The 20,332-nt window shown below is 61.6% G+C and carries 21 protein-coding genes; 15 read left to right on the top strand and 6 right to left on the bottom strand.

From position 1 onward, the window contains the following. Window positions 1–78 precede the first annotated feature (78 nt). The 4 genes from ATO7_RS14360 to ATO7_RS14375 are packed head-to-tail and all read right to left on the bottom strand — an operon-like array spanning window position 79 to window position 3,768. On the bottom strand, window positions 79–840 hold the full coding sequence (locus ATO7_RS14360) for a 3-hydroxyacyl-CoA dehydrogenase (protein ID WP_083562947.1): 762 nt from the start codon (window positions 838–840) through the stop codon (window positions 79–81). Window positions 841–878: 38 nt separating this feature from the next. Next, window positions 879–1,532 (bottom strand): endonuclease III, encoded by a 654-nt coding sequence (gene nth / locus ATO7_RS14365; protein ID WP_083562949.1) that lies wholly within the window; start codon window positions 1,530–1,532, stop codon window positions 879–881. A 7-nt stretch (window positions 1,533–1,539) separates the two neighbouring features. Then, a complete protein-coding gene (locus tag ATO7_RS14370; RefSeq protein ID WP_206044946.1) occupies window positions 1,540–2,883 on the bottom strand; it encodes a serine/threonine-protein kinase in 1,344 nt (447 codons plus the stop codon). Window positions 2,884–2,904: 21 nt separating this feature from the next. Then, window positions 2,905–3,768 carry an alpha/beta hydrolase gene (locus ATO7_RS14375; protein ID WP_083562951.1) on the bottom strand — a complete coding sequence of 288 codons (864 nt, stop codon included), beginning with the start codon at window positions 3,766–3,768 and terminating at the stop codon, window positions 2,905–2,907. 109 nt (window positions 3,769–3,877) lie between these two features. Here ATO7_RS14375 and ATO7_RS14380 point away from each other — a divergent pair, with 109 nt between their 5' ends. Further along, a complete protein-coding gene (locus tag ATO7_RS14380) occupies window positions 3,878–5,038 on the top strand; it encodes a pyridoxal-phosphate-dependent aminotransferase family protein (RefSeq protein WP_206044947.1) in 1,161 nt (386 codons plus the stop codon). On the opposite strand, the gene ATO7_RS14385 is transcribed toward ATO7_RS14380, so the two are convergent. Further along, window positions 5,035–5,454: an HIT domain-containing protein gene (locus ATO7_RS14385; RefSeq protein WP_083562953.1), complete on the bottom strand. Its 420-nt coding sequence runs from the start codon at window positions 5,452–5,454 to the stop codon at window positions 5,035–5,037. The genes ATO7_RS14380 and ATO7_RS14385 overlap by 4 nt on opposite strands. 36 nt (window positions 5,455–5,490) lie before the next feature. Between ATO7_RS14385 and ampE the strand changes: the two genes are divergently transcribed. Further along, complete coding sequence (gene ampE / locus ATO7_RS14390) at window positions 5,491–6,360, top strand: regulatory signaling modulator protein AmpE (protein ID WP_146680376.1); 870 nt, start codon at window positions 5,491–5,493, stop codon at window positions 6,358–6,360. Here ampE and ATO7_RS14395 read toward each other — a convergent pair. After that, a complete protein-coding gene (locus ATO7_RS14395; RefSeq protein ID WP_083562956.1) occupies window positions 6,322–6,912 on the bottom strand; it encodes a cob(I)yrinic acid a,c-diamide adenosyltransferase in 591 nt (196 codons plus the stop codon). The genes ampE and ATO7_RS14395 overlap by 39 nt on opposite strands. A 42-nt stretch (window positions 6,913–6,954) precedes the next feature. Here ATO7_RS14395 and ald point away from each other — a divergent pair, with 42 nt between their 5' ends. The 13 genes from ald (at window position 6,955) to ATO7_RS14460 (ending at window position 20,328) form a co-directional block, all read left to right on the top strand. After that, the gene (ald, locus tag ATO7_RS14400) at window positions 6,955–8,073 is read left to right on the top strand and encodes an alanine dehydrogenase (protein ID WP_083562958.1); all 1,119 of its coding nucleotides are present in this window, start codon (window positions 6,955–6,957) and stop codon (window positions 8,071–8,073) included. A gap of 305 nt (window positions 8,074–8,378) precedes the next feature. After that, on the top strand, window positions 8,379–11,537 hold the full coding sequence (locus ATO7_RS14405) for a WD40/YVTN/BNR-like repeat-containing protein (protein WP_146680377.1): 3,159 nt from the start codon (window positions 8,379–8,381) through the stop codon (window positions 11,535–11,537). A gap of 68 nt (window positions 11,538–11,605) precedes the next feature. Then, window positions 11,606–13,288: a LysM peptidoglycan-binding domain-containing protein gene (locus ATO7_RS14410; protein WP_158523220.1), complete on the top strand. Its 1,683-nt coding sequence runs from the start codon at window positions 11,606–11,608 to the stop codon at window positions 13,286–13,288. 63 nt (window positions 13,289–13,351) lie between these two features. After that, complete coding sequence (locus ATO7_RS14415) at window positions 13,352–14,845, top strand: DUF3336 domain-containing protein (RefSeq protein ID WP_083562964.1); 1,494 nt, start codon at window positions 13,352–13,354, stop codon at window positions 14,843–14,845. A 2-nt stretch (window positions 14,846–14,847) separates the two neighbouring features. Next, window positions 14,848–15,267 carry a DUF6524 family protein gene (locus ATO7_RS14420; RefSeq protein ID WP_083562966.1) on the top strand — a complete coding sequence of 140 codons (420 nt, stop codon included), beginning with the start codon at window positions 14,848–14,850 and terminating at the stop codon, window positions 15,265–15,267. 21 nt (window positions 15,268–15,288) lie between these two features. Further along, the gene (gene rsmG / locus ATO7_RS14425) at window positions 15,289–15,954 is read left to right on the top strand and encodes a 16S rRNA (guanine(527)-N(7))-methyltransferase RsmG (protein ID WP_083562968.1); all 666 of its coding nucleotides are present in this window, start codon (window positions 15,289–15,291) and stop codon (window positions 15,952–15,954) included. Between the two features lie 2 nt (window positions 15,955–15,956). After that, window positions 15,957–16,727, top strand: coding sequence for a ParA family protein (locus ATO7_RS14430; RefSeq protein ID WP_083563281.1), 771 nt, complete (start codon window positions 15,957–15,959; stop codon window positions 16,725–16,727). A 20-nt stretch (window positions 16,728–16,747) separates the two neighbouring features. Beyond that, on the top strand, window positions 16,748–17,608 hold the full coding sequence (locus ATO7_RS14435; protein WP_083562970.1) for a ParB/RepB/Spo0J family partition protein: 861 nt from the start codon (window positions 16,748–16,750) through the stop codon (window positions 17,606–17,608). A 156-nt stretch (window positions 17,609–17,764) separates the two neighbouring features. Then, complete coding sequence (locus ATO7_RS14440) at window positions 17,765–18,133, top strand: ATP synthase subunit I (RefSeq protein ID WP_083562972.1); 369 nt, start codon at window positions 17,765–17,767, stop codon at window positions 18,131–18,133. A 3-nt stretch (window positions 18,134–18,136) separates the two neighbouring features. Continuing rightward, window positions 18,137–18,961, top strand: coding sequence for a F0F1 ATP synthase subunit A (atpB, locus tag ATO7_RS14445; protein WP_083562974.1), 825 nt, complete (start codon window positions 18,137–18,139; stop codon window positions 18,959–18,961). Between the two features lie 43 nt (window positions 18,962–19,004). Beyond that, window positions 19,005–19,286: a F0F1 ATP synthase subunit C gene (gene atpE, locus ATO7_RS14450; protein WP_083562975.1), complete on the top strand. Its 282-nt coding sequence runs from the start codon at window positions 19,005–19,007 to the stop codon at window positions 19,284–19,286. Window positions 19,287–19,312: 26 nt separating this feature from the next. Continuing rightward, window positions 19,313–19,783 (top strand): F0F1 ATP synthase subunit B, encoded by a 471-nt coding sequence (locus tag ATO7_RS14455; RefSeq protein WP_083562977.1) that lies wholly within the window; start codon window positions 19,313–19,315, stop codon window positions 19,781–19,783. An 8-nt stretch (window positions 19,784–19,791) separates the two neighbouring features. After that, complete coding sequence (locus ATO7_RS14460) at window positions 19,792–20,328, top strand: F0F1 ATP synthase subunit delta (RefSeq protein WP_083562979.1); 537 nt, start codon at window positions 19,792–19,794, stop codon at window positions 20,326–20,328. The last annotated feature ends 4 nt before the right edge of the window (window positions 20,329–20,332 follow it).

Below are 20,332 nucleotides of genomic sequence, written 5' to 3' on the forward strand. Positions count from 1 at the left end.
CGCTGAGCGCTGACAGCTCGCCCAGCATGCCGCCCATCGGGGTGCGCGCGGCACCCACGATGACAATCGGATCGGCGCTCATTTCGGGGCCATGCGGATCGCGCCATCCAGACGGATGGTTTCCCCGTTGAGCATGGTGTTTTCGAAGATCTGCTGAGCCAGCTGGGCATATTCGTCCGGCTCGCCCAGGCGCGAGGGGAATGGCACCTGCATACCCAGCGACTTCTGCGCCTCTTCGGGCAGGCTTTCCAGCAGCGGGGTTTTGAACAGGCCCGGAGCGATGGTCATGACCCGGATGCCCGAGCGCGAGAACTCGCGTGCCAGCGGCAGGGTCATGCCAACCAGGCCAGCTTTGGAGGCGGCATAGGCCGGCTGGCCGATCTGTCCATCGTAGGCGGCCACTGAAGCGGTGTTGATGATCACCCCGCGCTCGCCCTTATCGTTCGGCTCGGCCTGCATCATTGCGTGTGCGGCCAGGCGAATCATGTTGAAGCTGCCATTGAGGTTGACGTCGATGATCTTGGTGAACGCTTCCATGGCCAGCGGCCCATCGCGACCCACGGCTTTGGCCGGGGTGCCGATCCCGGCGCAGTTGATCAGGCCGGTGAGCCCGCCATAGGTGTTGATGGCGCTGTCGATCGCAGCCTGGGCATCGTCCGGGCTGGTCACGTTGCAGCGCACGAACTGAGCGTTAAGTTCGCTGGCCAGGGCCTGGCCCAGATCTTCATTGAGATCAGCCAGAACCAGTTTGGCGCCGGCGCTGGCGAGCCGGCGCGCGGTGGCTGCGCCCAGGCCTGAAGCGCCGCCGGTAATGATGATCACGCTTTGCGCAAGATTCATGATGTGTCGTCCTCTGTTATCGGGTGTGGGGAGAAGATTCAGCCGGCGCCTTCAAGCAGGGTTTTGGCTTTGTAGGCACACAGGTGATTGATGTTGCAGTTGGGGCAATCCGGCTTGCGCGCCTTGCACACATAGCGACCATGCAGGATCAGCCAGTGGTGGGCATGAACCAGATACTCCTTGGGAATGCGTTTGAGCAATCCTTTTTCCACCGCCAGCGGGGTTTTGCCCGGGGCGATGCCGGTGCGATTGCCCAGGCGGAAGATGTGCGTATCGACTGCCATGGTGGGCTGGCCGAAGGCCACGTTCAGAACCACATTGGCGGTTTTGCGCCCCACGCCGGGCAATGCCTCCAGGGCTTCGCGTTCGCGCGGGACCTCGCCGTCGTGTTCATCCAGCAGGATGCGCGCCGCAGCAATCACGTTCTTGGCCTTGGCGTTGAACAGCCCGATGGTGCGGATATAGCGGGTCAGGCCTTCAACCCCCAGATCCCAGATCTGCTGCGGGGTGTTGGCCACCGGGAACAGCTTGCGCGTGGCTTTGTTGACCCCGACATCGGTGGCCTGCGCGGACAGCGTGACCGCCACCAGCAACTCGTACGGCGAGTTGTACTCGAGCTCGGTTTCGGGGTGTGGATTGGCGTCTTGCCAGATACGGAAAATCTCGCCGATCTTGGCGCGGCTTAACGGCATGTTGGTCTTACGAGCGGGTGGCGGACAGTTTGGCCGTGGTCATCGACAGCCGGTAGATCAGGTTTTCGCAGAACACCCGGTAGTAGCGCAGCTGAACCCGTTCGGAGACCTGCTCCATGGCCGCGGCGTTGATCTTGAGCACTAGCACCTCGCTGCTGGCGCTGACCGTGGCCGTGCGGCGTGTGGCGGTGAGGAAGGCGATTTCGCCGAACACATCACCTTTGCCCAGCGCCATCATGGTGGTGCCGGCCTTGGACACGCTGACATTGCCGACCACCACGATGTAGAACGCGTTGTCGATGTCACCTTCCTGAATGATGGTGTCGCCGGCGTGAAAACTCAGCATGTTGGCGGCGGCCATGAACTCGTCGATTTCGGCATCGTCGAAATCATCAAAAAAGCGCAGGCGGCGCAGCGAGTCGCGGTTTTCCGCGCGGCTGAGCTGGCGCTCGGCGTGGCTCAGCTGGTTGTTGATGCGGGTCAGCTGCACGGCCAGATCCTGGCCGCTTTCGAAGCGCTGCGCCGGATCTTTGCTGAGCAGGCGTTCGACCACTTCGATGACCGTATCGGGCAGCTCCGGTCGTTTGCTACGAGGGCTCGGGGCCGGCAGGCTCTTGACCATGTCGAGCAGGCGGCGGATGTCCTGGGCGACGAACGGCGGTTCGCCGCACAGCAGGTAGTACATCACCGCACCCAGCGAGTACAGATCAGAGCTGGGCCCCATGTCCTGCTTGCGGATCTGCTCTGGCGACATGAAGGCGGGCGAGCCGACCACCGTTTCCGGGCGCAGCTTGTTGCCCTGGAGCATCTCGGCGATGGAAAAGTCCATGATCTTGGCGGTTGATCCATCCTGCGCCAGCATGATGTTGCCGGGCTTGATGTCGCGATGCAGGACCCCGCGTTTGTGCGAGTAATCCAGTGCCTTGGCACATTTGAAAATGATGTCGATAACCTGATCCACCGGCATCGGCGCGCTGTTCTGCTTGACCGCCTCGGCCAGGGTGCAGCCATCGACATATTCCATGACGATGTAGCTGAAGCCATCGACCACCCCTGCATCGAACACCGAGACAATATGCGGATGATGCAGCATGCCGGCGGCGTGGGCTTCAGCAAAGAACTCGCGGTTCTGCTGCATCGATTCGGTTGGGTCGACCGCGGTGTCGTTCAGGGCCAGCTTGATCGCGACATCGCGTGCCACGAACGGATCGTAGGCCTTGTAGACCACACCGCAGGTGCCGCGGCCGATCTCGTCCTGCAACAGGTACTTGCCGAGCTGCTCGGGGATGTCGCTTTTGTTGGGAATCTCGGGCGGGTGCTCGCGCTGTGTCGCTGTGTCGTCGATCATCATGAGCGTTGTTCCCGCGCGGCGTTATTGCCGGAGTTTCACATATGCACCGGCCATGGCGATAGCGCGCTGGGCTTCCGGGACCATGTCGGGCGTCAGTTGGAAATCGTGCCCAAGATCGGCGAAGACTTCCAGCTTGGTGTCGACCCCGACCTTGCGCGCTGCCGCATGCAGGCGGCGTGCGTCGTCCAGCAGCAGATCGTTGGCGGCCGCCTGGATGAGCATCGGCGGCAGGCCGCTGAGGTCGGCGAAAACCGGTGAAATCAGGGCGTCGTCACGCGGTGTGTCGGCCGAATAATACTCATTGTTTACTTCCAGCCATTCACGTGTGAGCAGCGGCTCGACATGGCGATTGCGGTGGATGCTCTCGCCCGACAGGGTCAGGTCGGTGAGCGGGCAAAGCAGCAGCGCGCAGGCCGGTTGTGGCAGTTCAAGCTGCTTCAGCTTGAGCATCAGGCTGAGGCTCAGGCAGGCGCCGGCCGAATCGCCGGCTACGGCAATTTTGTCCGAGGGCATGGCTTCGCTGAGTTCGCGATAAGCCAGCACGGTGTCGTCGAGTGCGGCGGGGAAGGCATGTTCCGGCGCAAGACGGTAATCCATCGAGTACACCTTGCAGCCTGCCGCTTTGGCCAGATATGCGGTGAGGACACGGTGCGTGCGAGGGCTGCCGACCACGAAGCCGCCGCCGTGCAGATACAGTACAGCGCGGTCTGTTGCGGCGTTAGCCGGGGTAAGGATGTCTGTGGGTCGCCCGCCAAGTTGGCTGTTTTCCAGGGTGACGTCGCGCGGCATGAACTGCAGCCGGGCAAACAGCTCCGCCGCGCGGCGCTGTGCCTCGGGGGAATGCTGATGATTGAGCTTGGGGCGCAATATCCGCCGCAGCGCCATGGCGCTCACGCGTGATCGCAGGCTTGTCAAAATGGATCGACCGGGAATGACAGGGCGTGCATGGTAACGCACCTGTTAGAATCCCCGCCCTTTTTTCTTGTGCAAAGCCATGTACCAACCACCCCAGCGTTACCTGATGGGACCCGGGCCCGGTCCGGTCAGCCCCAGTGTCCTGCAAGCCTCGGCGCAGCCGACCATTGGCCACCTCGATCCCGCTTTCATCGAGCTGATGAACACGGTTCAGGGCCAGTTGCGTGAGGTGTTCAAGACGGACAATGCCTTCAGCATGCCGTTTTCTGCACCGGCGACCGGCGCCATGGAAGCCTGCCTGATCAATGTGCTGGAGCCAGGTGACCGTGTGCTGGTTTGTCAGAACGGTGTGTTTGGCGTGCGTCTGGCGGAAATGGCCCGGCGTTGCGGGGCTGAAGTCGAAGTGCTGGAGTTCCCCTGGGGGCGGGCGGTGGATCCGCAGCAGCTGGCCGACAAGCTCGGTGCCAGCAAACCGTTCAAGTTGGTCTGCTGGGTCCAGGCCGAAACCTCTACCGGGGTGCTGAGCGACAGTCAGCAGCTGGCCGAGGCGGTGCGTCCGCACGGTTGCCTGACCCTGGTTGATTGCGTGACCGCGATCGGCGGGTGCCCGATCGAAGTCGACGCCTGGGGTCTGGATATGGTCTATGCCGGCAGTCAGAAGTGTCTCAGTGCGCCGCCGGGTATCGCCCCGATCACGGTGGGCGAGCGTGCCCTGGATGCCTTGCGTCAGCGCAAGACGCCGGTGCAGAGCTGGTTCATGGATTTCAGCCTGCTCGGAGGCTACTGGGCGGGCAGTGGCAAGCGTGCGTATCACCACACCGCGCCGGTCAACGCTGTTTATGGTCTGCACGAAGCGCTCAGCCTGCTGCTGCAAGAGGGGCTGGATGCGTCGTGGGCGCGCCATCGGGTGGTCAATGCGGCGCTGGTCGCCGGGCTGGCTGAGCTGGGTATCGCGCCGATTCCGCCGCAGGCGGAGCGGCTGCCGCCGCTGACCACCATCGGCATTCCCGAAGGCATTGATGACGCTGAATTCCGCACTTACCTGCTCAACGAGCACAATCTGGAAATCGGCGCCGGCCTGGGTGATTTTGCCGGCAAGGCCTGGCGTATCGGTTTGATGGGCCACGGCTGCAACCTGGAGGCGGTTGAGCGTTGCCTCAACGCCATTGCGGCCGGTATGCGCAAGCTCGGGCGCGATGTCAGCGCCGACGCGGCAGTTGCCGCCGCGCGGGCGGTTTAAGCCTGATCGAAAGGTAGCTGCTGGCGCGCCATCGTCAGCAGCTCCGTCAGGGTTTCTTCGTCATAGGGGCGCGGGGGTGCAACGCCCCACACCGGCCCCGGCCAGGCGTCATCGTCGTGAAAACGGGCGATGTGATGCACATGCAGTTGCGCCACCACATTGCCGAGTGCGGCGACATTGAGCTTGGGCGCGCCGGTGCTGTCGAGCAGATACTGCGACAGGCGGCGGCTTTCCCGCCCGAACTGGGCGTAATCGTCATCGCTGAGCTGGCACAGCTCGCGCAGCTGCGCACGGCGTGGCACCAGGATGAACCACGGGTAGCGCGCGTCGCGCATCAGCAGGACGCGGCACAGTGGCCAGTCCAGCACCATCTCGCAGTCGTTGTGTAAGCGCGAATCGAGTTCAAAATCGTGCATGCTTGTGCCGCTGTCATCTCCGGGTACACTGCCAGTATGACTCTGATCGCGATCGTCATTGCACTTTTCCTGGAGCGGGTGCTGAGCTACTCGCCGCAGTGGCGTACGCACAGCCTGACGGATCGCTGGATTCGGCTGGTTGATGACCGTATCGGCCCACGGGCCTGGTCGTTGGCGGTTTATGTGCTACTGCCGGTGGCGGTGATTGCCACGCTGCAATACAGCATTGTCGAGCTGCCCGCCGGTGAGGTGCTGATTCTGCCCCTGGCCCTGGTGGTGCTGCTGGCCTGCCTGGGGCCGCGCGACCTGCGCGAAGAAGTGCACAGTTATGAGGCGGCGGTGAGGCGCGGTGATGATGCGCTGGCCGAAACCCTGCTGCGTGATCTGCTGACCGGGCCGCTGCGCCACGACGGGCCGACAAGCGGGCGTTCGCCGGTGGCCGCGTGTTTCGTGCAGGGGCATGAACGCTGGTTCGCGGTGCTTCTTTGGTTCTTCGTGCTCGGTCTGCCGGGTGCGGTGGCCTATCGCATGCTGGCCTCGGTGGCCTGTCATCTCGGGCATGCCGGGCGTGATGATGAAAGCCAGCGCCTGGCCGAAATGCTACACGGTGCGATGGCCTGGCCCAGTGCGCGGGCTGCGGCCTTGCTCTACGCCCTGGCTGGCAGTGCCGACCACGCCTTCGCACGCTGGCGAGAGTGGGCTTCGAATTATAACGGCGACTGGGTGCGCAGTGCCTGGCCCTTGCTGGCCCAGACCGGGTTGGCTGCGCTGGCGCGTGATCCTCAGGATGATGCGGCCAGCGGCCAGCTGGAATGCCTGGATCGGGCCGTGCACCTGCTCGACCGCAGCATGCTGATCCTGCTGGCCTTACTCGCCCTGCTCACCATCGGTGGCTGGATGACCTGAGCCCGGTGCGGCCGGTTTGTTCCATAGCACCTCGTCGTGTGCGGCCTCGCGCGCGAGCAGTCGGCAGAACACGAACATCAGATCCGACAGGCGGTTGAGGTATTGGGCCAGCGCTGGTCGCAACGCTTCTTCGGCATGGGCAGCCCAAACGCTGCGTTCAGCCCTTCGGCATACCGCCCGGGCCATGTGCGCCGCCGCAGCGGCTGCGCCGCCACCGGGCAGAACGAAGTCCTTGAGTGGAGGCAGGCTGGCGTTGAACCGGTCGGTTTCCGCTTCCAGCGCATCAACATGCTCGGCATTGATCAGGTGGCACTCCGGCATGGCCAGTTCGCCGCCCAGATTGAACAGTTCCTGCTGAATGCGTTCCAGCACGGGTTGCAGCGGCGCTGGTAGCGGGTGGCTGCGCAGGACGCCAACGCAGCAGTTGAGCTCATCGACGTCGCCAATGGCCTGAATGCGGGGATGAAATTTGGACAGACGCCGGTTTCCGGCGATGCCGGTCTCGCCAGCATCGCCGGTGCGGGTGGTCAGTTTGCTAAGTCGATTGCCCATAGTGCAGTCATGTATAGTCTGGTTTTTGGCGGAAGACCACGCATGCTGATTGGCGTTCCGAAGGAAATCAAGGTGCACGAATACCGCGTTGGACTGACGCCGGGCAGCGTGCGTGAGTTATGCCAGCATGGTCATCGTGTGATTGTGCAGCGTGATGCCGGCACCGCCATCGGCCTGATGGACGAGGATTACGAGCGCGCTGGCGCCGTTTTGGTTGCGGATGCGCAGAGTGTTTTTGATCAGGCCGAGATGGTGGTCAAGGTCAAGGAGCCGCAGCTCTGCGAATGCGCCATGTTGCGTCCGGGGCAGCTGTTGTTCACCTACCTGCATCTGGCGCCTGATCCGGCTCAGGCCGATGCCCTGCTGGCCAGCGGTTGCACTGCGGTGGCCTACGAGACGGTGACGGATGGCCGTGGTGGTCTGCCTTTGCTGTCGCCGATGAGCGAAGTCGCCGGTCGAATGTCGATACAGGCCGGTGCTCATTGTCTGGAGATGGAGCAGGGCGGGCGCGGCATGCTGCTGGGCGGTGTTGCCGGGGTGGCGGCGGCCGATGTGGTGATTCTGGGTGGCGGTGTGGTCGGCACCAATGCGGCACGTATGGCCATGGGGATGGAGGCGCGGGTCACCGTGCTGGATCGCAGTCTGCGTCGCCTGGGTGAACTCGACAATCAGTTCGGCCCAACCCTGAACACCATTTTTGCCACCGCCGATGCGGTTGAAAAATACGTACTGGCGGCTGACCTGGTGGTCGGTGCGGTGCTGCTGCCCGGCGCTGCGGCGCCCAAGCTGGTGACGCGTGAGATGGTCAAGGCCATGCGTCCCGGCTCGGTGCTGGTCGACGTGTCGATCGATCAGGGCGGTTGCTTTGAAACATCCCGCGCCACCACCCATGCCGAACCCACCTACAAGGTTGATGAGGTGGTCCACTACTGCGTGGCCAACATGCCCGGCGCGGTGGCGCGCACCTCGACCTTCGCGCTCAACAACGCCACCTTGCCTTACGCCCTGGCTCTGGCCAATCACGGCTGGCGCGAGGCCATGCGGCGTGATCCCAATCTGGCCGCAGGTCTCAACGTGCATGACGGACAAATCACCTGTCCGCCGGTTGCGCAAGCGTTGGGCCGCTCAGGCCTTACGCCTGAGCAAATTCTTTCCAATTAGGCTTGATCTGGAACGTTTCTTGCTCGGTCTTCGTGCCGTGTTTCGGATGAAGGTTTTCGCGTGCCCGGTGTTTATGCAGGGATGTATATCTCTATATACTCGCCGGTTAGCTTGAGCGCTGACGTGCGCAAGCATGATTTGAATTGCTACCTGGGGGTTCAGGAATGTTTCAGTTTATTGCCCGTCGGCCGGGAGTTGCCGTAGCAGGGTTTTTGCTTGGTGGCGGGGCACTGGCGTATTACGCAAGTCACGCCACCGTCGATCACACATCGGATGTGGCAGCGGCATGCCCGCCCGGGTATCAGATGACAGATCCCGTGGCTTACGCGCGCGAGTTCAATCCTGGACTGAGCGACGATTTTGCCGACAAGATTCGCGCAACTTACGGCGAGCAGACCTGCGCCTACAACCGCATTCCCGAGTCGATGGCCGAAATTGGTCAATGGGGCCAGGTTGTTGATGATGCTGCTGCGGCGCCGCTGGGTGTGATTCCGCAGGGCGCGATGCGTGCCGCAGTCGAGCACAAAGCGGCCATGCAGCCGCTCAAAGCGGACGTCGCAAACGCGGCGGGCCAGTGGCAGAACTATGGCCAGGGTCCGCAGATCTCCCTCGCCGAGTATGTCGACGGTTCGCGTGACGGGATTCCGTCAGTCGCAGGGCGTGTGGACGATTTTTCCTACGACGAGGCGAACCAGCGTCTGTTCGCCGCGGTGGGCACCGGTGGTGTCTGGATGTCTGAGGCGGTTGATGGCGATGTCGGCACCCTGGGCGATCTGTGGATTGATCTGGGCAAAAACATGCCCACGACGATTGCCTCCGCGATTGCCTGGACGCCGGCTCAAGGCGGTCGTCTGATCGCTTTGACGGGTGAGCATGTGCAAGGTGGCAATACCTATGTGGGCCTTGGCGCTTACTGGACAGATGATCTGGGGCAGACCTGGAATCAGGCTGCAGGTGTGCCAGATGCGGCTGGCGCTTCAACGCTTGCCGTCGATCAGTCCAACCCGAACATTGTTTATGCCGCAACCCACAAGGGTCTGTTCCGCTCGGAAGATGCCGGTGCCACGTTTGTAAATGTGGGCTTGCCGGTGTCTGAAGAATGCGCCGGGGTGGTGGATTACTCCGGTCCGTGCCAACTCGCCAACGTCGTCTCCGATGTGGTCGTGCAGGAGCCGGGTGGTGTTGGTCCGCTGGCGCTGGAAACGGTGGCTCTGGAAGGCATCACCTGTGAAGCCGACGGTTGCGCCGTGCTCGCTGCAGTCGGCTATCGTGGCGGCAATGCCCCGTACGCCGACGGCACGCCGATGGCACCGGGTAACGGTCTGTACCGCTCCCCCAACGGCAAGCCTGGCACCTTCGAGCGTGTCGACTCTCCGGCTATTCCCGCGCTGGGCGGTATTCCGCCGATCGGCTTCGCGCCGCAAGAACGTATCGGCCGTGTTGAACTGGGCGCGGCCATCGGCCCCGAGCAGAATCACAACGTGGTTTACGCCATCGTTCAGGACGCTGTCCTGCTGAACGGTGGTCTGCCATTGCTCGATTTGCCGCTGGATCAGGGCTTGCCGGAAATTCCGCTGGACTGCTCCCAGCTGCCGGATGGTGATCCGCGTTTCATCTGCGAAACCATTACCGGTGGCTTGAGCCCGACCTCCATCAACGGCATCTATGTGTCGCAGGATTTCGGCTCCAACTGGGTGCGCCTGGCTGACGATATCAACCTGACCTACACCAGCGCGCTGAGCGGCTCGTCGCTGGTTGCCACGGTGGCGTTGGGTGTGGGGCCGGGTGTTCAGGCCTGGTATGACCTGTGGATTCAGCCCGATCCCACGCTTGCTGACCCGGTTCTGCATGCGCCTACCCGTGTCGCTTTCGGCATGGAAGAAATCTGGAAGAACACCTTGTCCGGCTTGCCGCCGGTGCCGGTGCTGCAGGAAACCATCACTGAACTGGCTGCCGATATTGGCCTGGAAGCGGCCATCCAGCAGTTGAGTCTGTCGTTGTTGCCGGTGGTCGGTGCCGTGGAGCAATTGCCGGCGTTCGATTGGGAGGTGTTTGGCTCGTATTTCGCTGGCGAGACCTGTTTGTTCCTGGTGGGGCAGCTGGGCCCGGCGGTTCCGGTGTGCCCGACCTATGACGGCGTGATCAATGGCACCACCACCCACCCTGACCAGCATGATGGGATTTTCATCCCTGATCCTGTGCGTGGTGGCGTGTGGCTGTTCGCCGGTGGTGATGGCGGTGTTTACAAGCAGTACAGCAGCAACCCGATCACCGATGACTTCGCCAACAACAAATGGGGCGATGGGGCCAATCAGGGCTTCTATACCCTCATGAACTACGGCATCAGCGTGGCCAAGGACGGCACCGTGTTCTACGGGCTGCAGGACAATGCTTCGGGCAAAATCGAAGCTGGAACCGGGCGCCAGATTCGCACCTATGTGGGTGATGGCATGTGGACGGCGGTCGATCCCGATCGCGCCAACGTGGCCTATGTGCAAACCCCGGGGCTGTCGATCAACCGCACCACTGATGGTGGCCGCAGTCACAGCAATATTGCGCCGGATGCCGAAGTTGGCACCGCCCACTTCCTCGGCCCGTTCATGATGAACCCGCGTGACGCGGACCATCTGGTTGCGGTGGGTACCAAGGTTGCTGAAACCTTGAATGCATCGACCGATGCCGAGTGGATTGAAGTCTTCGATCTGGGTGTGGATGAAGCCAGCGGCACCGCGCATCAGGCGCGTCACCGTTCACTCGATGTCGATGGTGCCAACGTCTACACCGCCTGGTGCGGGCCGTGCACCGTCACAACCGGTAGCGCCCAGTTCCAGCGCGGTCTGGCCACCAATGTTGGGGGCGATGCGCCGCCGGCGTCGGGGACCTCGGACGGCTGGCACCAAGCCAGTCTGAACGGCCTGCCCAATCGCTTCATTTACGGTGTGGAAATGGATGCGGCTCAGCCTGAGACCGTGTTTGTGACCCTGGGTGGCTACTCCACGGCGCGCTGGATTCAGCCGGGTGGCTACCTGGACGAGAACGCCAACATCGGTGAAGGCCATGTGTTCCGTTCCGATGATGCCGGTGAGAACTTCCGCGACATTTCCGGCAACCTGCCGGACACCAATGTCACCGCTATTCTCAAGCGTGGTAACCAGTTGATCGTAGGTACCGATATCGGTGTCTTCATTTCCAGCGATCTGGAAGGTAGCCAATGGGCACCGCTGGGCGATCTGGAAAATGTGCCGGTCAACCAGCTGGTGCTGCAGCCGGGCGATAACCGCAAGCTGTTCGCGGGCACCTTCGGGCGTGGCGTCAAGCTGTATCAGTTTGATGAGGCTGTGGCCGATGACGACGTCAGTGGTGGCGAGCGCGGTGGCCTGTTGCCGTCGCGTGGTGGTGCGCTGGGCTACGGCGTCTTGTTGATTGCCCTGTTCGGTCTGCTGCGTCGCCGTCGTTTGGCTTAACGCGAAAACGGCTTAAAAAGCCCGGCAAGACTTCGGTTTTGCCGGGCTTTTTTGTTAAATTGATGGCCATGGTCATACGCTCAAACATGCTGTCTTTGCGTGTCGCCCGGTTCGTCGCCGCGGTGATGCTGGGGTTGTTTGCCGCGCACGCTGCTGCGGCTAGCGATGTTTTTCCGCGCCCGCCCGAGCTGGAGCACAAGATTGCCTTCTGGCGCAGCGTGTTCGGTGAATATTCGCAGCATCAGATCATTCTCCATGACCGCAAGAATGTGTCGGTTGTTTACAAGGTGCTGGATTTCACCGATGTGGTCGATTTGCTCGATGACACCGAGCTGCGCATGCACAAACGGCGCATCGAAGAGCAAGAAAAAGCCGCTCTGCGCAGCTTGATGCTGCGCCTGGCGGATGATCCGTCAGAGCGTGGCCTGGATGATGAGGCGCGCAGCATTCGCAATACGCTCAAAACGCACGGTTTGCTCAAGCCCGAGCACTTGCGGGAGATTGCCGAGGATCTGCGCGGGCAAGCCGGACTGCGTGAGAAAACCGAAGCGGCGATCATGCGTTCCGGGCGCTATCTGCCCTACATGGAAAAGGTGTTTGCCGATGCCGGCTTGCCGGTTGAGCTGACGCGTTTGCCGCTGGTTGAATCCAGTTTCAATACCCGGGCCTATTCCAAGAGTGGTGCAGCCGGGATGTGGCAGTTCATGCCGGGTACGGCCAAGCGCTACATGAGCTACGACGAAGTCGGCGATGATCGACGTGACCCGTGGCTGTCGACCGAGGGTGCGGCCCAACATCTGAGTGATGATTATTCCCTTCTGCAGGACTGGCCCTTGGCGGTTACCGCGTACAACTTTGGGCGCTACGGTCTGGCTCGCGGCCTGGATGAGATTGGTGGCAGTTCACTGGTCGAATTGATTGAAGATTACGAACATCCGCGCTGGGGTTTTGCAGCCAAGAATTTCTATGCCGAATTCCTTGCCGCGCTTGACGTCGAATCCAACGCGCTGCAGTACTTTGGGCCGCTGCGCCGCGATGCGCCGGATCATTTTGACGAGGTGACCACCGAGCACTTCGTGCGTTACGACACCCTGCGTCGCCTGTCGCGTCAGGATGCTGAGCGTTTTCTCGAGCTGAATCCGAGCTTCTCTACCGCGGTTCAGCGAGGCGAGTTGCTGGTGCCGCCGCAGCGCCGCATCCGTTTGCCACGGGGCCACGGTCAGCATTTTCGTTCAGCCTATGCCCGGCTTGATGACTCTGAGCTGTTCAGTCGTCAGTTTGTCTATTACCGCAATCACCGTGTGCGCTCCGGGCAGACCTTGAGTGGGCTGGCCCAGCAGTACGGCACCTCCGTGCGGGCGATCCGTCAGGCCAACGGTTTGAGCAGCAGCCATTTCATCCGTATTGGCCAGGTGCTGAAAATCCCGCCCAACGGTCAGCGGCCGGTCATTCACAAGGTGCGCAGCGGTGAAACCCTGATTGGTATCGCCCGGCGTTACGGTGCGTCGGTGCGCCAGCTGCAGGCCCTCAACGACATTGATCGCCCGGAATACCTGCGTGTTGGGGTGCGTCTGCAGGTGCCGGCATCGGGTCGGCCAGCCTATGCCTGGCACACCATCCGGTCGGGCCAGACCGTGGAAACCATTGCCCGGCAGTACGGTGTGTCGGTCAGCGCTATTGCTTCGGCGAATGCCTTGTCCGACGTCAATCGGATCCGGGCTGGGCAGCGCCTCAAGGTGCCTGGCGGTTAGTCACGCTTTGCCGCACAGCCTGGTCGTGCTAGTTTTGCGCACTGCAACATAAACGGATAGGGCATGCGCAAGGACAAACGACTACAGCGCGATCTCGACAACGCCGAGGATTACCGCAGCTGGCGGGCGGCTGCACTGGAGTTGGATGAGCTTGAGGGCAAGGCCGACTGGCGCGCCGAGGATGAATCGCGGGATTACGATTTCAGGCTGATTCGCGCTCGTCTGAACGAGCTGCGTCAGCTGCGCGAAGAGCAACGCGTCAGCGAGCTGGTCTACGCCCTGCACGAAGGCTTGCACGGCAATCTGGGCGGTATCGCCAACCCCAAGATCTATACCTATTGCCGGGTCGGCACCAAGCTGCTCATCGAAGAGTACCTGCACGAAGTCGCAATTTGTCTTAACTATTTGTGCGACAACGAGTTCCCAGACTTCACGCTGGACGACAAGATTCGTTTCTTCAAGCGCACCGGCTCCAGTTTCGGGCGTTCCGGCCTGATGCTGTCGGGTGGCGCAACGCTGGGCATGTTCCATCTGGGCGTGATCAAGGCGCTGTGGAGTGAAGATGTGTTGCCGCGGGTGCTGTCGGGCTCCAGCGCCGGTTCGATCATTGCCGGCGCAGTGGGTACGCGCACCGACGAAGAGCTGACCGAGATGTTCGAGCCGGGCGGCTTGTATCTGGATGCATTTCGCCTGTTCGATCTGCGCAGCGCCATGCGCAACCGTTCACTCATGGATCAAGGTCAGCTGTGGCATTGCCTGCAGCAGAACATGGGCGACTACACTTTCGAAGAAGCCTTCGAGCGCACCCGGCGCATCGTCGGCATCACGGTGTCGCCGATCGAGCCGCATCAGCATGGGCGTTTGCTCAACTACCTGACCGCACCCAATGTGCTGATCAACCGTGCGTCGCTGGCGTCATGTGCCATTCCGGGGGTGTTTCCGCCGGTGATGCTGCAGGCCAAGAGCTACGACGGCGACATCATCGGCTACATGCCGAGCAAGCGTTGGCAGGACGGGACCCTGCGCAGCGACCTGCCGATGTTGCGCATCGCCCGTCTGCACAACGTCAATCACTACATCGTGAGCCAGACCAATCCGCATGTGGTGCCCTTCATGAAGGATGACCGCGCGCGCAATTCAACCGGTCTGGTGTCGCTGGTGTCCGAGCTGGCCCGCAGCAGTTACGGGGTTTACAGCAAACACATCGTGGAAACCGCGCGTCATCGCATGGACCCGGAAGGCTGGTGGCGGGTGGCCGAGAAGCTGCTGGCCCTGACCAACCAGCGCTTCTCCGGCGACATCAACATTTTCCCCAGCCAGCATCCCAAAAAGCTGATGCGCATGCTGTCCAGCCCGACCGAAGAGGACATGCGCCACTTCATTCGCTCTGGCGAGCGCCGAACCTGGCCGCAGATCGAGCGGATCCGCAACTCCAGCGTCATCTCGCGCACCTTCGAGGCCTGTTTGCAGCGCATGAAGGATCGCGGCGAAACGCGCCGGGACAAAGCCCCCGGTGAGCGTGTGGTACGTTTAAGGGCTTCTTCCTCGCGAGCCTGAGCATGGCCAGTTCGTCGTTTGGGTGGGGTGGTTTCGCCCTGCGTTTTGTTTTTGCATTGCTGCTGGTCCTGCTGACCTACAACCCGGAAGGTTGGTCGTTCCTGCACTGGGTGTCGCGCGATGTCTCGCAGATGATCGCGCTCAAGGCGCTGGCCGGGGTGCTGCTTGCGGTTGGCTGGACCATCTACATCCGCGCAACCCTGCGCTCGCTGGGCCCGGTGGGCATGATTCTGGCGCTGGCGCTGTTCGGCTGCATGGTCTGGGTGCTGATCGATTTCAAGCTGGTCGACACGCAATCGCTGCGGGTGGTCAGTTATCTGGTGATTTTCGTCATTTCCGCTGTTATGGCGGTGGGGATCAGCTGGTCGCATGTGCGGCGGCGTCTCAGTGGTCAGGTCGATGCGGACGATGTTGACGAGTAACGCTGCGGTTTTGCCGCGCTGATGCACGCGCACGCAGCGTTTTTGCGCGACGGGCTGGACCAGCTTGGGCTTGATGCCGGTCTGGCCGATCCGCTGCTGAGCTTTGCCCAGGAGTTGCTGCACTGGAACCGGCGGATCAATCTCACCGCGATAACCGATGAGCGCCAGGTGCTGGTCCAGCATGTGCTGGATTCGCTCAGCGTATTGCCGCATGTGCAGGGCGGGCGTTTGATGGACGTGGGCAGTGGCGGTGGCCTGCCCGGTGTGTTGATTGCATTGGCGCGCCCTGATGTGAACGTGCTCAGTGTGGAAAGTCGGCACAAGAAGATCGCCTTCCAGCGGCATGTTGCCCGGGTGCTGGGGTTGAATAACTTTCAGGCTGAAGCCTGCCGCGTTGAAGCCTGGCAGGCCGATGCGCCGTATCCGCAGATCATCAGCCGGGCATTTGCCTCGCTCGCTGATTTCGTGACCTTGGCGGGCGTACATCTGGCGCCGGGTGGACAGATGCTGGCCATGAAGGGTAAAGCCGAGGCGAATGAGCGTGAGGCTGTGCCGACACCTTGGCAGGTGGTTAAAATGCCGCGTTTGACCGTCCCGTCGCTGAGCGCTGATCGCCATCTGGTGATTCTCGAGCGTGGCGGCGGCGCACATTCAGGCCCGCATGGGCCGGAAGAACAGGAAGCGTGACCGTGCCGAAGATTCTTGCCGTAGCCAATCAGAAGGGTGGCGTGGGCAAAACCACCACCAGCGTCAATCTGGCCGCTTCCCTGGGGGCGACCAAGCGCCGTGTGCTGCTGGTTGACCTGGATGCCCAGGGCAACGCCACCATGGGGGTCGGGGTCGACAAGGGCGAGCTGGAGTTTTCCGGCTGCGATGTCCTGCTCGGCGATGCCACGGTGGCTCAGGCGCGTATCGCCTGCCCCGAATACAAGCTCGACGTGCTGCCCGCCAATGATGACATGACGGCTGCGGACGTCGGTTTGAAGGGTAGTGGTGGCCAGCTCACGCTGAAAAAAGCGTTGGCTACGGTCGCCGATGATTACGATTTCATTCTGATTGACTGTCCGCCGAGCCTGTCGATGCTCACGGTCAACGCCCTGGCGGCGTCCAGTGGTGTGCTGATTCCGATGCAATGCGAGTACTACGCACTGGAAGGTATATCCGCGCTGGTCAGCACCATTCAGCAGATTCGCGGCAGCATCAATCCGGGGCTGCAGATCGAGGGCATCCTGCGCACCATGTACGACCCGCGCAACAATCTGGCGCGCCAGGTTTCGGAGGAACTTATCGCCCATTTTGGCGATAAGGTGTTCCGCACCATCGTGCCGCGCAATGTGCGTCTGGCCGAGGCGCCGAGTTACGGCCAGCCCGTGATCGCCTATGATCCCCGGTCCACCGGGGCAATTGCCTATCTGGCACTGGCCGGCGAAATGCTGGGGCGCAAGCCGGTCAAACTGTAATTACGAGAAGGAACGGGGAGATGGCGAAAAAGCCAAGACGAGGACTGGGGCGCGGGCTCGACGCGTTGTTGGGGGATGTGCCGGCGCAGGCCGAAGCGGATGAGCAGGTTCGCCGTTTACCGCTGGATCAGATTCAGCCCGGGCGCTACCAGCCGCGTACGGAGATGGATGAAGAGGCGCTGCAGGAGCTGGCTGCCTCGATCAAGTCGCAGGGGGTGGTTCAGCCTGTGGTGGTGCGCCCGCTGGCTGAAGACAGCTACGAGCTGGTTGCCGGCGAGCGTCGTTGGCGTGCCTCGCGCTTGGCCGGCATGGCCGATATCCCGGCGCTGGTGCGTGACCTGCCCGATCAGACCGTGCTGGCCGTCGGGCTGATCGAAAACATTCAGCGCGAAGGACTCAATCCTCTGGACGAGGCGCAGGCCTTGCGGCGTCTGATTGATGAATGTGGGTTGACCCACGAGCAGTGCGCCGAAGCTGTGGGCCGTTCGCGGGCCTCGGTGACCAATCTGCTGCGCCTGGTCAATTTGCATGCTGATGTGCAGACCCTGGTGCGCGAGGGCGAACTGGAAATGGGCCATGCGCGGGCGCTGCTGGGCTTGCCGGTGGATCTGCAGCCCGGTGCGGCCGAAAAAATCCGCGCGCAAGCCTTGAACGTGCGCCAGACCGAAGCACTGGTGCGGCAGATGAATGCGCCCAGTGCACCGAAGGCGGAGCTCAAGACGGCCGAGATTGACGACCGTTTGCAGATCGCACGCGATCGTCTGGCCGAGCGGATCAAGGCTAAAGTGGTGCTCAAGCCGCGCGACGAAGAGCGCGGCAGTCTGGTGATTCAATACACCACAGCCGCCGAATTGCAGGCCATTTTCGAGCGCCTGGGCTAGTTCTGCACTGCCATTGTGCGCTGCGCCAAGTTGGGTGCGCGCATTCAACTTACTGATCAAAAAGCAATTCCCCGGGATGTCATTGACCTCCCGATGCGCGGTGGCTATAGTTGCGCGCCCCGCTCCTGGAGAGTGGGCGTTTGACTCGCCTGAAATATGCAACAAGCCAGCAAAATCATCGCGATGCAGTGTCTGATCGGGATGGTCGTGGCCGCAGCATGGCTGGCAAAGAGTCAGACGGCTGCACTGGCCGCCTTGTGCGGCGTCGGTACGGCGGTGCTGCCGGCGGCTTACATGCGCTGGCGCCTGCTTCAGGCGTTAAGTCTGGTCGACGAGCCCAAACGTTTGGTGGGCACGGTGTACCGGGGAGAGTTTGGAAAGTTTGCCTTGACCTTCGTGTTGTTCGCGTTGTGCATGGCCCGCTTCCCGACCGAATTTATGGCAGTGATGTCAGCTTTTGTGGCCTGCTTGATGGCCTACATAGTCGGCGGACTGCTTGTGGATCACGAATCACTAGACGGATAACGAATGGCCAGCGGTAACGGTGAAGCAGTCTCATCGACGGATTATGTCGTCCACCATCTGACCAATCTGAAACTGGATTTGACGACGATGACGTTGGATCCGTACGCCAAGGGTTTCTGGGTTTTGCACGTGGACAGTATCGTTTTTGCGGTGCTCCTCGGTGCGCTTTTCCTGTGGATGTTCCGCAAGGTCGCCAAGTCGGCCACCGCGGGCGTGCCCTCTGGTATGCAGAATTTTGTCGAAATGGTTGTCGACTTTGTCGATGGTCAGGTCAAAGAAACGTTCCCTGGCACCCACCCGCTGGTAGCGCCGCTCAGTCTGACCATCTTCGTCTGGGTCTTTCTGATGAACTGCATGGACCTGCTGCCGGTTGATTTGTTGCCGACCATGGCCGCCGGCGTCGGCATTGACTACCTCAAGGTCGTGCCCGTGGCAGACGTTAACGTGACCCTGGGCCTGGCCCTCGGCGTTCTCATTCTGCTGTATTACTTCAATATCAAATTCAAGGGTTTAGGCGGCTTCGCCAAGGAAGCGCTGACCCATCCGTTCGGCCCCTGGATGGCGCCGTTCAACTTGCTGCTGCGCATTGTTGAGGATCTGGCCAAGCCGGTTTCGCTCAGCCTGCGTTTGTTCGGCAACCTGTTTGCGGGCGAACTGATCTTCATTCTGATCGCCCTTCTGTTCATGCAGGGCTGGGTTCTCTCGGCTCTGGGGCTGGGGCTGCACTGGCTGTGGGCGGTGTTCCACATTCTGGTTGTAACCCTTCAGGCCTTTGTGTTCATGGTGTTGACCATCGTCTATCTCAGCCTGGCGGCTGAGCACCACTGATCAGTTTTTTTAGCTCGACACTTACCTTATAGGAGTAAATTCAATGGTTGAGGCTATTGCTAGCGTACAGAGTTCCACGGTAATTGCCGTGGGTTTGATTCTGGCCATGGGCGCCCTGGGTACCGCTATCGGCTTCGCCCTGCTGGGTGGCAAGCTGCTCGAAGGCGTTGCCCGTCAGCCGGAACTGGCTGGTCTGCTTACCGGTCGTATGTTCCTGATCGCCGGTCTGCTTGACGCCGTGACCTTCATCGGCATCGGTATCGGCATGTTCTTCACCTTCGCCAACCCGTTCGCTGAAGCCGTCAAAGCTGCCGTCGGTTCCTGATATCAGCTTAGGCGCGGGAGTCGCATATGGATATTAACGTCACACTGATAGGCCAGATGATCGCGTTCGCGCTGTTCGTCTGGTTCACTATGAAGTTCGTGTGGCCGCCGATCACCAGCGCAATGGCGGAGCGGCAGCAGAAGATCGCTGACGGTCTGGCTGCGGCGGATAAAGGGGCTCGTGATCTGCAGGAGGCGGCCGCGAAAGCGGATGAAGCGCTTCAGCAGGCTCGCGAAGAGGCTCGCGAAATCATCGCTGGTGCTAATCGTCAGGCGACCCAGATCCTGGAGGAAGCCCGCGCTGCGGCGCAGTCCGAAGGTGATCGCATCAAGGGTCAGGCTCAGGCCGAAATCGACCAGAGCATTTCCAGCGCACGTGAAGCCCTGCGTAAGGATGTGGCCAGTCTGGCGATCAGCGGTGCCGAGAAGATTCTCGGTCGCGAGATCGACGCGAAAGCACATTCCGATATCGTTGACCGCCTCGCGGCGCAGATCTGAGGGCCATCATGGCTGAGTTGCAAACTTTGGCACGCCCCTACGCCCGCGCTGCGTTTTCCGTGGCGCGTGATGCCCAGTCATTGCCCCAATGGGGTGATGCGCTGACGCGTCTGGCCGAGGCTGCGTCCAACGACGACATGGCGGCTTTGATCGGCCATCCCGGTGTCGGTTCTGAACAGCTGCTGGAGATGTTGCAGCAGCTGTCCGGAGCACCTGGTGATGCGTCGTTGGGCAATCTGCTCAAAGTGCTGGCCGAGAATCGTCGTCTGGCCCTGCTGCCCGCCATCGCAGAAGAGTTTTCTGCCTTGCGCGAAGCCTATGAACATCTGCGCAATGTGCGTATCGCTTCAGCCTCCGAGCTGGGCGAGGCACAGCAAAGCGGAATCGTCGACGCGCTCAAGCAGCGCCTGGGCGATGATGTTCAGGTGCAGTGGGCGGTGGACGCGGATCTGATCGGCGGGGCCGTGGTGTCCGCCGGTGACCTAGTCATCGATGGTTCGGTGCGTGGCGAGATGTCTCGTCTGCGTAGCGCACTCACTCAATAAATAC

Source organism: Oceanococcus atlanticus, assembly GCF_002088235.1.
Classification (GTDB): domain Bacteria; phylum Pseudomonadota; class Gammaproteobacteria; order Nevskiales; family Oceanococcaceae; genus Oceanococcus; species Oceanococcus atlanticus.